Source organism: Sulfitobacter sp. 1A15299 (assembly GCF_043556915.1).
Lineage (GTDB): Bacteria > Pseudomonadota > Alphaproteobacteria > Rhodobacterales > Rhodobacteraceae > Sulfitobacter.
On record NZ_JBIFFJ010000003.1, the window covers coordinates 104,735 to 119,531 of the forward strand.

Here is a 14,797-nt window from a genome sequence, read left to right on the forward strand (position 1 = left end):
CTGCCTCAACGGCCCCTTTGCGGGGTCTCATCCGGGAAGAATAGCCCGAATTGTCATATGAAGCTAGTGCATTTCACCCCGCTAAGGCGGGCGGGGTCTGCGGGGCTTTGCCAAGCCCCGCTGCCGGGCGATCACCGCGCCCTTTCAGGTCGCACGCAATCAGGCGGCCTTATGGGTGCCGCGCACCGGGTAGCCCTTGTCGCGGATGAATTTGAGGCCGTTCAGCAGACCTTCCAACTCAGGCCGCGCGAAAGGCGCGTTGGAAATGTCGATGATCTGCACCTTGCCGTCACCGTTGATGACGAAGGTCGCAGGTTCGGCAAAGGGCCGGTCGGTCTCCTGCGGGCTGCGCGGGTCAGAGATGTAGAGCCCCAGTTCCGCCATCTGGTCGAGGCTCAGGTCATAGCCGATGGGCAGAGTCAGGCCGTCTTCTTCGGCCATGGCCTTGGCCTTCTCCTCGGGGTCGCCGGAGACGGCGATCACGTCGACGCCGATCTCATGGAACTGGCTTTGCAGCTTTTCCAATTGCGCGAGGTATTTTTTGCAGATCGGGCAGTGCAGGCCGCGGTAGACCACCACCAATTGCCAATCCCGCCCCTCTTGCGGCTGGCCCAAGGTCAGCGTGCCGCTGCCGAGCTTGGCCACGTCCATCTTCGGAAAATCCTGTTCTGCGGTCAGTTTGGTCATTCTCTGCTCCTTTCGTCAGTTGCGTTGCACCTCAGCTATGGCACCTTGGCAAAGCGGCAACCGGTCTCACGTCTTCTTGACCGGGGCCGCGCATTGAGGCAGAGCGCGCCCATGCAAGTCGATACAGCCATTATCGGAGCCGGTGCCGCGGGCATGATGTGCGCCGCCCATGCGGGCGGGCGGGTGCTGGTGGTGGACCATGCCAAAGCCCCGGGCGAGAAAATCCGCATCTCGGGCGGCGGGCGCTGCAACTTCACCAATATGTATTGTGAGCCGCAAGCGTTCCTCAGCCAAAACCCGCATTTCGCCAAATCCGCTTTGGCCCGCTACACGCAGTGGGATTTCATCGAGTTGGTCGACCGTCACGGCATCGCTTGGCATGAGAAAACCCTTGGCCAGCTTTTCTGCGACACCAGCGCGAAAGAGATCATCGCAATGCTGCGCGGGTTGATGCAGAACGCCGGGGTCGATCTGCAACTGAAAAGCAGCGCCAGCAATTTCGCGAAGGTCGATGGGCAGTTCAGCTTCGACCTGCAAACGCCTGATAGGTCGGTGAAAGTCACGGCCCGAAACCTCGTGATCGCCACCGGGGGCAAGTCGATCCCCAAGATGGGCGCGACCGGGATCGCCTATGAGATCGCGTGCCAATTCGGGCTGAGCGTCACCGATACGCGGGCCGGGCTGGTGCCCTTTACCTTTGCCGAAAGCCGCTTTGCCCCGCTGGCCGGGGTGGCCACCCCGGCGCGGGTCACGGCCGGAGAGGCCGCGTTTGACGAAGCACTGCTCTTTACCCATCGCGGCCTCTCTGGCCCTGCCGTCTTGCAGGCGTCCTCCTACTGGCGCGAGGGGGAGCCGATCACCGTGAACCTCGCCCCCGAAGGCACCCTTCTGGACGCGCTTCGCGACCAGCGGCAACGCGCGGGGCGGCGGAACTTCACCACCGTTCTCGCGCAGCACCTGCCCGCGCGGCTGGTGGAGCATTTGGGGCAGGCGTTCGACCTGTCGGGCAATCTGGCAGATTGGTCAGACGCGCGGCTTTCCGCATTCATTCAAGGGATCGAGAACTGGCAGCTTCACCCCGGCGGCACCGAAGGCTATCGCACGGCAGAGGTCACTTTGGGCGGGGTCGATACCGAGGGCCTATCCTCCAAGACCATGGCCGCGAAAAAGGTGCCGGGGCTTTATTTCATCGGCGAGGCCGTGGATGTGACCGGTTGGCTCGGCGGCTATAACTTTCAGTGGGCGTGGTCTTCGGGCATGGCGGCGGCACGGGCGATTGCGGGCTAGGCACCGCCCTACTCCGCCAGCACCTTCTGCACCTGCGCCACGAAATCCTCGCCGCGGCGCTCGAAACTATCGTATTGATCGAAACTCGCCGCCGCCGGGGCCAGCAGAACGACATCGCCCTCTTCCGCCTCTGCCGCCGCCCGCGCCACGGCCTGCTCCATCGTGCCGCAGACTTCGGTCTCTGCCGTGAGCTGCATGGCGAAATGCGCCGCTTCGCGCCCGATCACATAGGCTTTGCGGACCGATCCTTGCGCCTCTGCCAGCCCCTTCAGGCCGCCCTCTTTCTCAAGCCCGCCGCAGATCCAGCGGATGTTCTTGAACGCCGCCAGCGCCTTGGCCGCGCTGTCGACATTGGTGGCCTTGCTGTCATTGACATAGCGCACGCCATGCGCCTCGGCCACAGTCTGGCTGCGATGGGGCAGACCGCCGAAACTGTGGAACGCCGCCTCGATCACCCGTGGGGCAAGGCCGAGTGCCCGGCAGGCGGCATAGGCGGCGCAGGCGTTCTGGTGGTTATGCGCGCCCGGCAGCCCTTGAATGCCGCGCAGGTCGATCGCGCTGACCTGTTTGCCGCGCCGATATTCGCTCAAGAACCCTTTGCGGGCAAAGACATGCCAGCCGGGGCCGGTGAGCTTGCTCTCGGCGCTGATGCGGATCACACGGTCGTCGCTCGGCCCCTCGCTGAGTTGCCCGGCAAGGAAGCGGCCCTCGGCCTCATCCACGCCGATCACCGCGCGGTCCGGCCCGCCCTCGGCAAAGAGGCGGCGCTTCGCGGCATAGTAGCCTCCCATCCCCGCATGGCGGTCCAGATGGTCGGGGCTGAGATTGGTGAAGACCGCCACATCCGGCGTCAGCGCGCGCGCCAGTTCGGTCTGGTAGCTGCTAAGCTCCAGCACCACGACCTCCCCATCCACGGCGGGATCGAGGTCCAGCACCCCGCGTCCGATGTTGCCTGCCAATTGGCAAGGCCGCCCGACATGCTCAAGGATGTGGTGAATCAGCGCCGAAGTCGTCGATTTCCCATTCGATCCGGTCACCGCCACCACCCGCGGGGCCACATCGTAGTGATCCCATGCCAGCGTGGCGAAGCTTTGGAAAAAGAGGCCGATGTCATTGTCCACCGGCACCCCTGCGGAAAGCGCCGCCGCCACCACCGGGTTCGGCGCGGGGTAGAGATGCGGGATGCCGGGGCTGACGATCAGCCGGGCGATCTTGTCCAAGGCACCGGGGGCGTTGAGATCGACACAGGCGAAGCCTTCCCGCTCGGCCCGCGCCCGTGCGGCGGGGTTGTCGTCCCAGCAGCTGACCTTGGCCCCGCCCGCTTGCAACGCGCGCGCCGCACTCAGGCCCGAGCGGCCCAATCCCAGCACCGCCACGCGTGCGCCTTCCAAGCCCTGTACTGGAATCATCTGCAATCCCCTGCTACCCGTTGACCCCAGAATGGGGGCATGATGCGCCCATCACAAGCCAGAGGCCGCCGAAGATGTCCAGCCCCACCAAACCTGACCTTGACGATGTGTTGCCGCGCCTCAATGCCATGATGCGCGAGGATGACCACTGGGGCGATGTGGCGGCCTATATTCCGCAACTGGCCAAGGTGGACCCGGCGCAATTCGGCATCGCCGTGGTGACGGCGGATGGCAAATGTCATGTGGCGGGCGATACGCAGGTGCCCTTTTCGGTCCAGTCCATCACCAAGGTCTTCACATTGGCTATCGCCCTTGGCCGCTCGGGTGACCAACTGTGGCACCGCGTGGGGCGGGAGCCTTCGGGCCGGGCCTTCAACTCCATCGTGCAGTTGGAGCAGGAACAGGGCCGCCCGCGCAATCCCTTCATCAACGCAGGCGCGATTGTCACCACGGATGAAGTCTTGGGCAACCGCGAGCCGCGTGAAGCGCTGGCCGAGATCCTGCGCTTCGTGCGCGAAGCGGCGGGGACGGACGACATCCACATCAATGACACCGTCGCCGCGTCAGAAACCGATTTTGGCCACCGCAACTTTGCGCTGGCGCATTTTCTGGCGAGCTATGGCAACCTCATCAACGCGCCGGAACGGACGCTTGGCACCTATTTTCACCACTGCGCGATGGAGATGACGGTGGAGCAGCTTGCCATGGCGGGCCGTTTCTTGATCGAAGCCCCCGATGTGCCGCGCTTGGTGGCCCCCAGCCGCATCCGACGGCTCAACGCGCTGATGCTGACCTGCGGGCATTACGATGGCTCAGGCGATTTTGCCTATCGCGTGGGCCTGCCGGGCAAGTCCGGTGTGGGCGGCGGCATTCTCGCCATCGTGCCGGGGCGGGCCAGCATCGCGGTATGGTCCCCGGGGCTCAACCGCTATGGCAACAGCCAAAAGGGCACCGAAGCACTGGCCCTTTTGGCGCGTCACATGGATTGGTCGATCTTCTAGGCGCTCAGCGCACCTTCAGCGTCGCCAGACCCAGCAGGGCGAGGATCAGCGAGATGATCCAGAAGCGGATCACGATCTGGGGCTCGGCCCAGCCCTTTTTCTCGTAGTGGTGGTGGATCGGCGCCATCAGGAAGACCCGCTTGCCGGTGCGTTTGAAGTAGAGCACCTGCACGATGACCGAGAGCGCCTCCACCACGAAAAGCCCGCCGACCACCGCCAGCACCAGCTCGTGCTTGGTGGCCACGGCGATGGCGCCCAGGGCGCCGCCAAGCGCCAACGAGCCGGTGTCACCCATGAAGACCGCGGCGGGGGGCGCATTGTACCACAAGAACCCGAGACCGCCGCCGAAGAGACCGGCGGTGAAGATCAGGATCTCGCCCGTGCCCGGAACGTAATGCACGTCGAGATATTCGGTGAAGTCGACGCGGCCCACGGCATAGGCGATGACGCCAAGCGCACCGGCGGCGATCATCACCGGCATGATGGCCAGACCATCCAGTCCATCGGTCAGGTTCACCGCATTGGCCGAGCCGACGATCACGATAATGGCGAAGGGCACGAAGAGCACCCCGAGGTTGATCAGCGTGTCTTTGAACACCGGCAGCGCCAGTTGGTACTGCAACTCTGCCGGATGGTATTGCGCGGCCCAAAAGCCCGCGATGCCCGCAATCAGAAAGCCCAGCAAAAGCCGCAGCTTACCCGGCACGCCATCGGTGTTTTGCTTGCTGACCTTGGCGTGGTCGTCGGCATAGCCAATGGCGGCGAAACTCATGGTGACGAATAGCACCAGCCAGACGAAAGGATTATCGAGCCGCGCCCAAAGCAGGGTCGAGGTCAGCAAAGCCCCCACGATCAGCAGCCCGCCCATGGTGGGTGTGCCCGCCTTGGCGAAATGCCCCTCTGGGCCGTCATCGCGGATCGGCTGGCCCTTGCCCTGCCGCTTGCGTAGCACTTCGATCAGCGGTTTGCCGAAGATAAAGCCGAACACCAATGCCGTCAGAAATGCCCCGCCTGCGCGGAAGGTGATATAGCGAAACAGGTTAAAGAAATCGCCGCCATCCGACAGCAGCGTCAACCAATAGAGCATATATCGCGTCCTAACTCATCATGTGGGGTGAATCGCCGATCAGGCGGTCGGGACCGGATGGCCCATTTTGCGGATGGCGTCAACAATACCGCCCAGCTTCATCGAAAGCGACCCTTTGATCAGCACGACATCGCCGGAATCGAGCCTTGCGCGGAGTCCTTGCAACATCTCTTCGGCGGTTTCCGTCCAATCGCCGCGCTGATGTTCGGGCAGATTGTCGTAAAAGGCTTTCATCAGCGGGCCGACGCAATGCACCACGTCGAGCGCGCGAGTGGCATCGAGTTCGGCGAGACCGGCGTGCAGCGCCACGGCCTCGGGGCCGAGTTCTTTCATATCGCCGACAAAGGCGATCCGCCGCCCTTTGCTGACGCGCCCGATGTCATGGGTCACTTCCGAGGCGGCCAATACCTCAAGCGCCGCGGCCATGGAGGTTGGGTTGGCGTTATAGCTGTCGTCGATCAATTCCAACGCCAGGTAGGTGTCCACGGGATCGAGCTGGATGCGCTCGCGCACCCCGCGCCCGGCATAGGGCGACCAGCGGCCCAGCGATTGCACGGCCAGCGCCCGATCCGCGCCAAGCGCCTCGGCCACAGCCAGCGCGCCAAGCGCGTTCATCGCGAAATGCCGCCCCGGCGTGGCGATCTTGAAGATCAGCGGCGCGCCTTCGACCTCGGCCTGAGCCACGGTGGCATCGCCCTGAACCTTGACCTCGCCCAGCTTGTAGTGATGGCCCGCTCGACCAAAGGTCGTCTCGCGCAGGCCGCGCTCCAGCGCTTTATCCAAGACAATATCACTGTGCTCGTGGTCGGCGTTGATCACCGCCACGCCGCCCGGCTCCATCCCGTCGAAGATGCTGGCCTTTTCCACTGCGATGGCGGCGACATCCTTGAAGGCTTCGAGGTGGACGGCGGCGACATTCGTGACCATCGCGGCGTCGGGGCGCGCCTGTTGGGCAAGGGGGGCAATCTCTCCGGGGTGGTTCATTCCGATCTCGATCACCGCGTAATCGGTATCGCGCGGCATCCGCGCCAGTGTCAGCGGCACGCCCCAATGGTTGTTGTAGCTGTCGACGCTGGCATGGGCCTTTCCCTGATCGCCAAAGATCGCCAGCAGCATTTCCTTGGTCGAGGTCTTGCCGACGCTGCCGGTCACCGCTGCCACCTTGGCCTGCGGGCCAAGCCGCGCGCGCCCTGCCCGGCCAAGCGCTTCGAGCGCCTGCTGCACATCCTTTACGATCAGCAGCGGCGCATCCTTGGCCACGCCCTCGGGGATATGGGTCACGAGCGCGGCAGCGGCCCCTTTGTCGAGCGCTTGCGCCACGAATTCATGCCCGTCCCGCGCGGCCTTGAGTGCGACGAAGAGATCACCGGGCTGCAGGGTCCGCGTGTCGATCGAGATACCGTCGCAAGCCCAATCACCCTGCGCGCGGCCCCCCGTGGCCTCTGCCGCTTCGCTCGCTGTCCAAAGGCTCATGCCAGTCTCCCGTCCAGTGCCGCCACGGCCACGCTGGCCTGTTCCACATCGTCGAAAGGCAGCACATCGTCGCCTACGGTCTGCCCGGTCTCATGCCCCTTGCCCGCGATCAGCAGCGCGTCGCCCGGCTCCAGCGCATCCACCCCACGCAGGATGGCTTCGGCCCGGTCGCCGACTTCCCAAGCCTCGGGCGCGCCGCCCAGCACGGCGGCCCGGATGCTCGCCGGGTCTTCGCTGCGCGGGTTGTCGTCGGTCACGATGACCATATCCGCATTCTCTGCCGCGGCCTGCCCCATCAAGGGGCGTTTGGCGCGGTCCCGATCACCGCCCGCGCCGACGATGGCGACGAGCCGCCCCATGACATGCGGGCGCATGGCGGCGAGCGCCGTGGCCACCGCATCGGGCGTATGGGCGTAATCGACGAAAACCGCCGCGCCATTGTCGCGGGTGGCGGCAAGCTGCATCCGGCCCCGCACGGTGGTGAGATGCGGCAGCGTGTCAAAAACCTCCTGCGGGTCGGCGCCGCAAGCGATGACCAGCCCTGCGGCCAGCAAGACGTTATCGCCCTGAAAACCGCCGATCAGGTTGAGCCGCTTTTGATAGGTCTTACCGCGCCAGCTAAAGCGCAGGTCTTGGCCCGTGGCATCGAACCGCTGGCCTTGCAGATGCAGATCGCCCCCGTCGCGGCCCACGGTGATCACTTCACAGCCCCGCGCGCGGGCGATGGCCGCGATGTCGACGCCTTTTTCATCGTCGATATTGACCACCGCCGTGCCGTCTTCGGGCAGGACACGGGCGAAAAGCGCGGCTTTGGCGGCGAAATAGGCCTCGAATGTCTCGTGATAGTCCAGATGGTCTTGGGTGAAGTTGGTAAAGCCCGCCGCCTTGAGCGTCACCCCATCCAGTCGCCGCTGGTCGAGCCCGTGGCTCGACGCTTCCATCGCGGCATGGGTGATGCCATTCGCCGCCGCTTCGGCCAGCGTGCGGTGCAGGGTGATCGGCTCGGGCGTGGTATGGGCCAAGGGGGCGGCCCATGCGCCCTCTACCCCGGTGGTGCCGAGGTTCACGGCAGACAATCCCATCTCAACCCAAATCTGACGCACGAAGGTCGAGACCGAGGTTTTCCCATTGGTGCCGGTGACCGCGATCATCGTGGCGGGCTGGCCGCCGAACCACAGCGCCGCCGTGCGCGCCAGCGCTTCGCGTGGGAGGTCAGAGACCACCAGCGCGGCATCCGAGCCCGCCAGTTCCTCGGCGGCGAGTTTGGCGCCCGCCGCATCGGTCAGCACCGCCGCCGCGCCCATGCGCAGGGCGTATTGAATGAATGCCGCCCCATGCACGCGGCTGCCGGGCAGAGCCGCAAAGAGCGTGCCCTCGCGCACCTCGCGGCTGTCGACCGCGATGCCGGTGATCATGGGGTTGGCCCCCGCCCGCGCGGTCAGCCCGAGAGAGGAAAGGGGTACGGCCCGGTCGGTCATAGGGATGTCTTTTCAGTTGCTGCTGGTCAGCGTTAGCACAGCGTCGTTCATCGGTTCAACAGCGGGGCGCAGCCCCAGCAGAGGCGCGATGCGGCGCACCATCTCGGCGGCCACGGGCACGGCGGTCCACCCCGCCGTGCGGCGCGGTTTCGGGCCCGAGGTCTCGACCGGTTCGTCCAGCGTGACGATCAGCACATATTTCGGATCGTTGATTGGGAAGATGCTGGCAAAAGTGTTGATCACCTTATCGTCGTAATAGCCGCCCGTGGGCTTGGGCTTGTCGGCGGTGCCGGTCTTGCCCGCGATCTGATAGCCCGGCACCTCGGCAAAGCTGGCCGTGCCATCGGTCACCACCTTGCGCAGCATCATCCGCGCCTGCGCGGCGGTCTCTTCGGACATGACCCGGGCGCCGAGTTGGGGGGCGGATTGCTTCAGCAGCGTGGGCTTTACCGCGCGCCCGCCATTGGCGATGGCGGCATAGCCCGCGGCAAGGTGCATCGGCGTGCTGGATAACCCGTGGCCGTAGGAGATCGTCACGCTCGACAATTCGGTCCAACGGCTTGGCAAGAGCGGCTTGCCGCCCGAGGCTTCGACGATCTCAAAGGGGGTGGGTTCAAAGAAACCAAGGCTTTTCAGGAACTCCTGCTGCCGTTCGATGCCGATTTCCAGCGCCATGCGGCCCGTGCCCCGGTTCGAGGAATGCACGATGATGTCGGCAACGCTCAGCTTGCCGTAGTTCTTGTTGCGGAATTCACCGATGCGGAAGCCGCCGACCTTCATCGGGCCGGAGGTGTCGATGATCGTGTCGGCGTTGAACAACCCCAGTTCCACCGCCTGTGCAGCGGCGAAAATCTTGAAAGTCGAGCCCAGTTCATAAACCCCCTGCACCGCGCGGTTGAACAGCGGGCTGTCGGAGGCATCGCCTTGGGTCAAGGGCCGGGGTCGGTTGTTGGGGTCGAAGTCCGGCAGGGAGGCGACCGAGATCACCTCGCCCGTGTGCACATCCATCAGAATGCTTGTGGCGCCCTTGGCGTTCATCAGCTTCATGCCGCCATAAAGCACCCGCTCCGCCGCGGCCTGCACGGTAAGGTCGAGCGACAGTTCCAAGGGTTTGTTGCCATTGGCCGGGTCGCGCAGGTAGTCGTCGAAATATTTCTCGGCCCCTGCCACGCCGATCACCTCGGCGGCATGGACACCTTCCTTGCCATAGCTCGCCCCGCCCAGCACATGGGCCGCAAGCGCGCCATTGGGGTAAAGACGCATGTCGCGCGGCGCGAACAAAAGCCCCGGATCGCCAATGTCATGCACCGCCTGCATCTGTTCGGGGCTGATTTTCTTCTTGATCCACAGGAACTTGCGCTTGCCTGTGAAATCCTTGATCAGACGCTCTTCTTTCAGGTCAGGAAAGATTTTGACCAGCTTTTTCGCGGCCATCTCAGGGTCGATCATGTGCCGCGGCTGCGCATAGAGCGCGTGGGTCTCGAAATTGGTGGCCAGAAGGTTGCCGTTCCGGTCCGTGATATCCGCACGCGAGGCCGAGATCACGGCCCCCGGCGCATGGCCGCGCGGCTCGGAAGGCTCGGACATCGCCAGCAGACCCATCCGCCCGCCAATCACGGTGAAGGCACAGAGAAAGCAAACCCCCAGCACCAGAAGCCGCCCCTCGGCGCGCATCCGCGCCTTGTCGCGCATCTGCTCGTGGCGGATGCGCTTGTTCTCACGTTCGATCGCGTCGGGGTTCTCCCCCTTCTCGCGGGCGTCGAGGATACGGGCCAGCGGGCGCAGCGGGGTGCGGATCATTCGAAGTCCTCCTCGGACTCATCCGCGCCGGTGAGCGCGTCGTAATTCATCGTCGAGACTTCCACAGGATCGGTGATCGGCAGCAGCTCGGAGGGCGGCTGCGGATAGGCGACCTGATCGACCTGACCGAACTGGCCGGGATGCAGGGGCAGCAGGCCCAGACGGTCAAAGTTCAGATCCGCCAGATCGCGCAGCCGGTCCGGGCGGTTCTGGAAGGCCCATTCGGCGCGCAGCACAGCCAGACGGGCATGGGTGGCGCGGATATTGGCATGCAGCCTGTCGGCATCGCTCAGTGCCTGCTGGGTCGCGTAATTCTCGCGGTAGGCCCAGAAGGCCAATCCAACCACGGCAATGGTGGTGAGGATATACATCACCGTGCGCATCACTCAGATCCCCCTGACCATCGGCATGCCGATGGTTTTCGCGTCAATCTCACCACTGTGCGCATCGGTGCGCGTGGCCACCCGCAGCTTGGCCGACCGGCTGCGCGGGTTCTCTTCCAATTCCTGCGCATCGGGGCCGATCGCCTTGCGGGATTTCAGCGTGAACTGCGGCGGCGCCTGCTCGAGCGCGGGGGCGAAACGGTTGGCATTGCCCCCGGCCCCGGCCCGCGCGGTGAGGAAGCGTTTGACCATCCGGTCCTCGACCGAATGGAAGGTCACCACCGCCAGTTTCCCGCCCGGCTTCAACGCCCGTTCAGCGGCCATAAGACCTTGAAAAAGTTCGCCATATTCATTGTTCACCGCAATTCGCAGCGCTTGGAAACTGCGGGTTGCCGGGTGGCTCTGGCCGGGCTTGGCGCGCGGCAGGCAGCCTTCGACCAATTTCGCCAATTCCAGCGTGGTGGAGATCGGCGCCTCTTCGCGGGCGCGGACAATCGCCTTGGCGATCCGACGCGAGGCGCGCTCTTCACCGTATTGAAAGAGGATATTGGCGATCACCTCTTCCTCGGCCTCATTGACCAGATCGGCAGCCGAGGGGCCATCTTGGCTCATCCGCATGTCGAGCGGGCCATCTTTCATGAAGGAAAAGCCACGCTCCGCCTGATCGAGTTGCATGGAGGAGACACCGAGGTCCAGCACCACACCATCGAGGTCTTGGGCATATTCATCCATGCGCGAGAAGACGCCCTGCTGCATGGTGATCCGATCGCCATAGTCACCGGCCCATGCCGCCGCCATCTCAAAGGCAAGCGGATCGCGATCGACAGCCACTACACGCGCGGCACCGGCCTCTAGCAAGCCACGGGTGTAGCCGCCCGCGCCAAAGGTGCCATCGAGCCAGACCCCTTCCACGGGCGCCACGGCAGATAGGATCGGGCGCAGCAGAACGGGGGTGTGAGGGGCAGATGGATCAGAGGCAGCAACCATTCCCTCAGATCTCCATATCACCATCGAGGAACGAGAGCGGATCGACATCGTCGGGCAGTTCCTGTTGCCACGCCTCTTCCTCGGTCTCGTAGGTTTCGGGCTTCCAGATCTGGAAGGTGTCACCGGCGGCGATAAAGAACGCCTCGCCGTTGAGTTCGATCTTGTTGCGCAGCTTGGCGGGCAGCACCAAACGGCCGGTCTCATCTACCGTGGTCGGGAAAGACTGGCCGTGGAACAGACGCTGAAGCGCCTTGCGCTGCATGGAGCCGCGCGGCATGCGGTCGATCTTGGCGTCGACCTCTTCGATGGCTTCCATGGTGTAGCATTCAAGGTAGTTGCGGCGCTGATCGCCATAGACGATGACCAGCTCAGGATTGTCGCCGTTCTTCCAGTTCGGGTCGCCCGCCTCCAACACACGCCGAAAAGAGGCTGGGATAGACACCCGCCCCTTCGTATCGACCTTGTGGTGGCTTTCGCCTCTGAACCTGCGGCTCACTTGTTGTCCCTGCCTCTTGCGCCTTTGCGCTTAAACTCGTTATTCGCCTCGCTCCCCTGCCCCGGAAATGGAAACGGCGGGTTGATCTGCTGCCACTGATCAACCCGCCGCCCACGTCCCGCAGCTTGGCGGGGGAAGTCCGACTGCGCGCGCCACCTGGGGGGATGTCTGCTCGCTCGCGCGCCGGATCTCTTTGGTCTGATGAAAGCGAGGTGCCTGTATGAAACCTGCTAGGTTTTGATTTATTTTGGGGTCGTTTGCTGCCCCGTGTCCCGTTCTCATCCGATGCATTAGGGATGCCATGGGAATTGATGGGCGTCTACATTTTTTTTGGATTTCCGCCCAATATTTTGTTTTGCACAGGCTGTGAGAACAACATCTGGTATAACTTTCTCGGCGGAAAATGGCTCAATTTGAGTTCTGGCCGCCTCCCAACACTATATCTTGTTAACGAATTGCGACCTGCACAATATCCCACAGTTTCCCACTAAAATTTGCTCACATAGTTATCCACAGGACGTGTTCGTTGCCTGTTCCGCCGATTGCGCGAAGTGCTCCCCATTTGCGCCCCATTTCCCATAGCTGCGAATCGGCCAAGTCCTCCAAGAGAGCAAGGGACGCCCATGATTTCCCAGACTTCCCATGCATTCCCGCGACTTTTCCCATGCCCTCCCAGCGGCCCATGCTTTCCCAGAGGCTGGAACCCTTCTGCCAGCGATATCTTGTCCTTTCGGCCCACCCAGGCCATGTAATGGCGCGAAACGGAGGGAGTGCATCATGATCCAAGCCACGGCTCTATTTACCCACGCGCTGAACATGCTGTTTCACGCGCCTTCAACCACGCTGCGGGTGATCCTGCCCGCGGTGCTTTGGGTAATGGGCGCCGCTGCAGCGGCGGGCCTGCTGGCGGGGGATGCGCTAGGGGCGATGGATCAGGTGATCGAGAACGCCGCCCCGCCGCCTGCGGGTCAACTTCTGATCCTGATCGCTTGCGGGCTGACCGGCATCCTTGGCTATGCGCTGATGGCCATTCTTTGGCACCGCTATGTCCTGCTGAATCATGACGAGGATGACCTACGTCCGGGCATGGGGCTGTTCTGGGCCTATGTCTGGCGGGCCATCGTTTTGGGCTTCGTGCAGTTTCTCGCGGCCCTTCCCATCGGCCTTGCCATGCTGCTCTTGGGCGGGCTGACCGGGTCGAGCCCGGCGGCGCTGATGTTGATTGGATTGGTGGCGGGGGTGGCTTTCCTCTGGCTGGCGCTGCGGCTTAGCCTCGTGCTGCCCGCCGCCGCTTTGGGCCACGTCATGTCGGTGCGCGACAGCTGGCGCGCGACCGAGCCTTTGGCCGGCACGCTTTGGGCGCTGGCTGTCTTGCTGGCGGTGGTGAACACGCTGCTCGGCGTGATCGCCAGCATGCTGCTGCCTGCCGACCCCGGCCTGCGGCTGATGCTGGATTCCCTGCTCTATCTTATAGAGGGGCTGGTTTTTGTCTCGATGCTGACAACGCTCTATGGCCACCTGATCGAAGGGCGCGAGCTGGGCTAACCGCCCGCGCCGCCCCCGTCAGGCCATGCCACCGTCGACCAAGCCCTTCGCGAGCCGGGCATAGGCATCGGCCATCGGCCCCTCGCCCGCGGCGACCGGCGTGCCATTATCCCCGGCCAAACGGGTATCGAGATCAATCGGCAGGCTGCCCAAAAGCGGCACACCCATCTTCTCGGCCTCCGCCGCCACACCGCCATGGCCGAAGATCTCATGCTGCGAACCGCAGTCCGGGCAGACGAACATCGACATGTTTTCTATCAGGCCCAGCACCGGGGTCTTCAACGTGGCGAACATGTCGAGCGCCTTGCGCGCGTCGATCAGCGCCACGTCCTGCGGCGTGCTGACCACGATGGCGCCCGAAAGCTCGGACTTGGTGCAGAGCGTCAGTTGCACGTCCCCGGTCCCGGGCGGCAAGTCGACGAGGAGCACGTCAAGCTCGCCCCATTCCACCTGCCCCAGCATCTGCTGCAGCGCACCCATCAGCATCGGCCCGCGCCAGACCACGGCCTTGCCCTCTTCCAGCATGAAGCCGATCGACATCAGGGTCACGCCATGGGCTTGCAGGGGGATGATCGTCTTGCCGTCGGGACTGGCGGGGCGCTTGTTGACCCCCATCATGCGCGGCTGGCTGGGGCCGTAGATATCGGCGTCGAGCAGCCCCACTTTGCGGCCCGCGCGCGCCAGCGCCACGGCGAGGTTGGAACTAACGGTGGATTTACCCACACCGCCCTTGCCCGAGCCGATGGCGAGGATGCGCTTCACGCCCGAGGGTTTCATCGGCCCCTCTTGCGGCTTGGGATGCCCGCCGATCTTGAGACTGGGCGCTTTCGGTGCGGGGCCATGCGCGGTCAGCGCGACCGACACATCGCCCACTCCCGGCAGATCGCGGACCACCTGCTCTGCCGCGTCGCGCAAGGGCGCCATTTGGCGTGCGACATCGGCATTGGGCGCTTCGATGACGAATCGCACTTTATCGCCTTCGACCACCAGCGCGCGGACCAGATCATGGGAAAGCAGGCTTTTGCCATCGGGCAGTTGCACCCGCGCCAGCGCCGCTTCGACTTCTGCTTTGGTCACAGACATGCGCAAATTCTCCTCTATTACGGCTTCTGAAATGGCAGGTTCTGCGCCAAGCGCAAGGGGACGGCCCTTTTTGCATAGGGA

At 64.0% G+C, this 14,797-nt stretch carries 13 protein-coding genes; 3 read left to right on the forward strand and 10 right to left on the reverse strand.

Features of this window, described 5'->3' with window-relative positions; genetic code table 11:
- Nucleotides 1–159: 159 nt before the first annotated feature.
- Nucleotides 160–687, reverse strand: a complete 528-nt coding sequence (locus ACGYK7_RS05905) for a peroxiredoxin-like family protein (RefSeq protein WP_394399933.1) — start codon at nt 685–687, stop codon at nt 160–162.
- A 111-nt stretch (nt 688–798) separates the two neighbouring features.
- Between ACGYK7_RS05905 and ACGYK7_RS05910 the strand changes: the two genes are divergently transcribed.
- Entirely contained in the window at nt 799–1,974 is a 1,176-nt protein-coding gene (locus tag ACGYK7_RS05910; protein WP_394399935.1) for an NAD(P)/FAD-dependent oxidoreductase, read from the forward strand.
- An 8-nt stretch (nt 1,975–1,982) separates the two neighbouring features.
- Here ACGYK7_RS05910 and murD read toward each other — a convergent pair whose 3' ends face one another.
- A complete protein-coding gene (gene murD, locus ACGYK7_RS05915) occupies nt 1,983–3,383 on the reverse strand; it encodes a UDP-N-acetylmuramoyl-L-alanine--D-glutamate ligase (RefSeq protein ID WP_394399937.1) in 1,401 nt (466 codons plus the stop codon).
- 74 nt (nt 3,384–3,457) lie between these two features.
- Between murD and ACGYK7_RS05920 the strand changes: the two genes are divergently transcribed.
- Nucleotides 3,458–4,384 carry a glutaminase gene (locus ACGYK7_RS05920; RefSeq protein WP_394399939.1) on the forward strand — a complete coding sequence of 309 codons (927 nt, stop codon included), beginning with the start codon at nt 3,458–3,460 and terminating at the stop codon, nt 4,382–4,384.
- A 4-nt stretch (nt 4,385–4,388) separates the two neighbouring features.
- Here the strand turns inward: ACGYK7_RS05920 and mraY are convergent, their stop codons facing one another.
- From mraY to mraZ, 7 genes are read right to left on the reverse strand one after another with little or no spacing between them, the layout of a single operon-like run.
- The gene (gene mraY, locus ACGYK7_RS05925; RefSeq protein ID WP_394399941.1) at nt 4,389–5,471 is read right to left on the reverse strand and encodes a phospho-N-acetylmuramoyl-pentapeptide-transferase; all 1,083 of its coding nucleotides are present in this window, start codon (nt 5,469–5,471) and stop codon (nt 4,389–4,391) included.
- Nucleotides 5,472–5,510: 39 nt separating this feature from the next.
- Nucleotides 5,511–6,944 (reverse strand): UDP-N-acetylmuramoyl-tripeptide--D-alanyl-D-alanine ligase, encoded by a 1,434-nt coding sequence (murF, locus tag ACGYK7_RS05930; protein ID WP_394399943.1) that lies wholly within the window; start codon nt 6,942–6,944, stop codon nt 5,511–5,513.
- A complete protein-coding gene (locus ACGYK7_RS05935; RefSeq protein WP_394399945.1) occupies nt 6,941–8,422 on the reverse strand; it encodes a UDP-N-acetylmuramoyl-L-alanyl-D-glutamate--2,6-diaminopimelate ligase in 1,482 nt (493 codons plus the stop codon). Before ACGYK7_RS05935 ends, murF begins: the two co-directional genes overlap by 4 nt.
- Nucleotides 8,423–8,434: 12 nt before the next feature.
- A complete protein-coding gene (locus tag ACGYK7_RS05940; RefSeq protein ID WP_394399947.1) occupies nt 8,435–10,222 on the reverse strand; it encodes a peptidoglycan D,D-transpeptidase FtsI family protein in 1,788 nt (595 codons plus the stop codon).
- Nucleotides 10,219–10,605: a cell division protein FtsL gene (locus tag ACGYK7_RS05945; protein ID WP_394399949.1), complete on the reverse strand. Its 387-nt coding sequence runs from the start codon at nt 10,603–10,605 to the stop codon at nt 10,219–10,221. The genes ACGYK7_RS05940 and ACGYK7_RS05945 overlap by 4 nt, the downstream gene beginning before the upstream one ends.
- Before the next feature lie 3 nt (nt 10,606–10,608).
- Nucleotides 10,609–11,592 (reverse strand): 16S rRNA (cytosine(1402)-N(4))-methyltransferase RsmH, encoded by a 984-nt coding sequence (gene rsmH, locus ACGYK7_RS05950; RefSeq protein WP_394399951.1) that lies wholly within the window; start codon nt 11,590–11,592, stop codon nt 10,609–10,611.
- A gap of 4 nt (nt 11,593–11,596) precedes the next feature.
- Entirely contained in the window at nt 11,597–12,088 is a 492-nt protein-coding gene (mraZ, locus tag ACGYK7_RS05955) for a division/cell wall cluster transcriptional repressor MraZ (protein ID WP_394399953.1), read from the reverse strand.
- A 777-nt stretch (nt 12,089–12,865) separates the two neighbouring features.
- On the opposite strand from mraZ, the gene ACGYK7_RS05960 reads away from it, so the two are divergent.
- The gene (locus ACGYK7_RS05960) at nt 12,866–13,633 is read left to right on the forward strand and encodes a hypothetical protein (protein ID WP_394399955.1); all 768 of its coding nucleotides are present in this window, start codon (nt 12,866–12,868) and stop codon (nt 13,631–13,633) included.
- A gap of 18 nt (nt 13,634–13,651) precedes the next feature.
- Here ACGYK7_RS05960 and ACGYK7_RS05965 read toward each other — a convergent pair whose 3' ends face one another.
- Complete coding sequence (locus tag ACGYK7_RS05965; protein WP_394399957.1) at nt 13,652–14,716, reverse strand: Mrp/NBP35 family ATP-binding protein; 1,065 nt, start codon at nt 14,714–14,716, stop codon at nt 13,652–13,654.
- Nucleotides 14,717–14,797: the final 81 nt, after the last annotated feature.

Bases quoted from the DNA above. Each gene is read 5' to 3' on its own strand.
- ACGYK7_RS05905 (WP_394399933.1), bottom strand. From the start codon at position 687: ATGACCAAACTGACCGCAGAACAGGATTTTCCGAAGATGGACGTGGCC.
- ACGYK7_RS05910 (WP_394399935.1), top strand. From the start codon at position 799: ATGCAAGTCGATACAGCCATTATCGGAGCCGGTGCCGCGGGCATGATG.
- murD (WP_394399937.1), bottom strand. From the start codon at position 3,383: ATGATTCCAGTACAGGGCTTGGAAGGCGCACGCGTGGCGGTGCTGGGA.
- ACGYK7_RS05920 (WP_394399939.1), top strand. From the start codon at position 3,458: ATGTCCAGCCCCACCAAACCTGACCTTGACGATGTGTTGCCGCGCCTC.
- mraY (WP_394399941.1), bottom strand. From the start codon at position 5,471: ATGCTCTATTGGTTGACGCTGCTGTCGGATGGCGGCGATTTCTTTAAC.
- murF (WP_394399943.1), bottom strand. From the start codon at position 6,944: ATGAGCCTTTGGACAGCGAGCGAAGCGGCAGAGGCCACGGGGGGCCGC.
- ACGYK7_RS05935 (WP_394399945.1), bottom strand. From the start codon at position 8,422: ATGACCGACCGGGCCGTACCCCTTTCCTCTCTCGGGCTGACCGCGCGG.
- ACGYK7_RS05940 (WP_394399947.1), bottom strand. From the start codon at position 10,222: ATGATCCGCACCCCGCTGCGCCCGCTGGCCCGTATCCTCGACGCCCGC.
- ACGYK7_RS05945 (WP_394399949.1), bottom strand. From the start codon at position 10,605: ATGCGCACGGTGATGTATATCCTCACCACCATTGCCGTGGTTGGATTG.
- rsmH (WP_394399951.1), bottom strand. From the start codon at position 11,592: ATGGTTGCTGCCTCTGATCCATCTGCCCCTCACACCCCCGTTCTGCTG.
- ACGYK7_RS05960 (WP_394399955.1), top strand. From the start codon at position 12,866: ATGATCCAAGCCACGGCTCTATTTACCCACGCGCTGAACATGCTGTTT.
- ACGYK7_RS05965 (WP_394399957.1), bottom strand. From the start codon at position 14,716: ATGTCTGTGACCAAAGCAGAAGTCGAAGCGGCGCTGGCGCGGGTGCAA.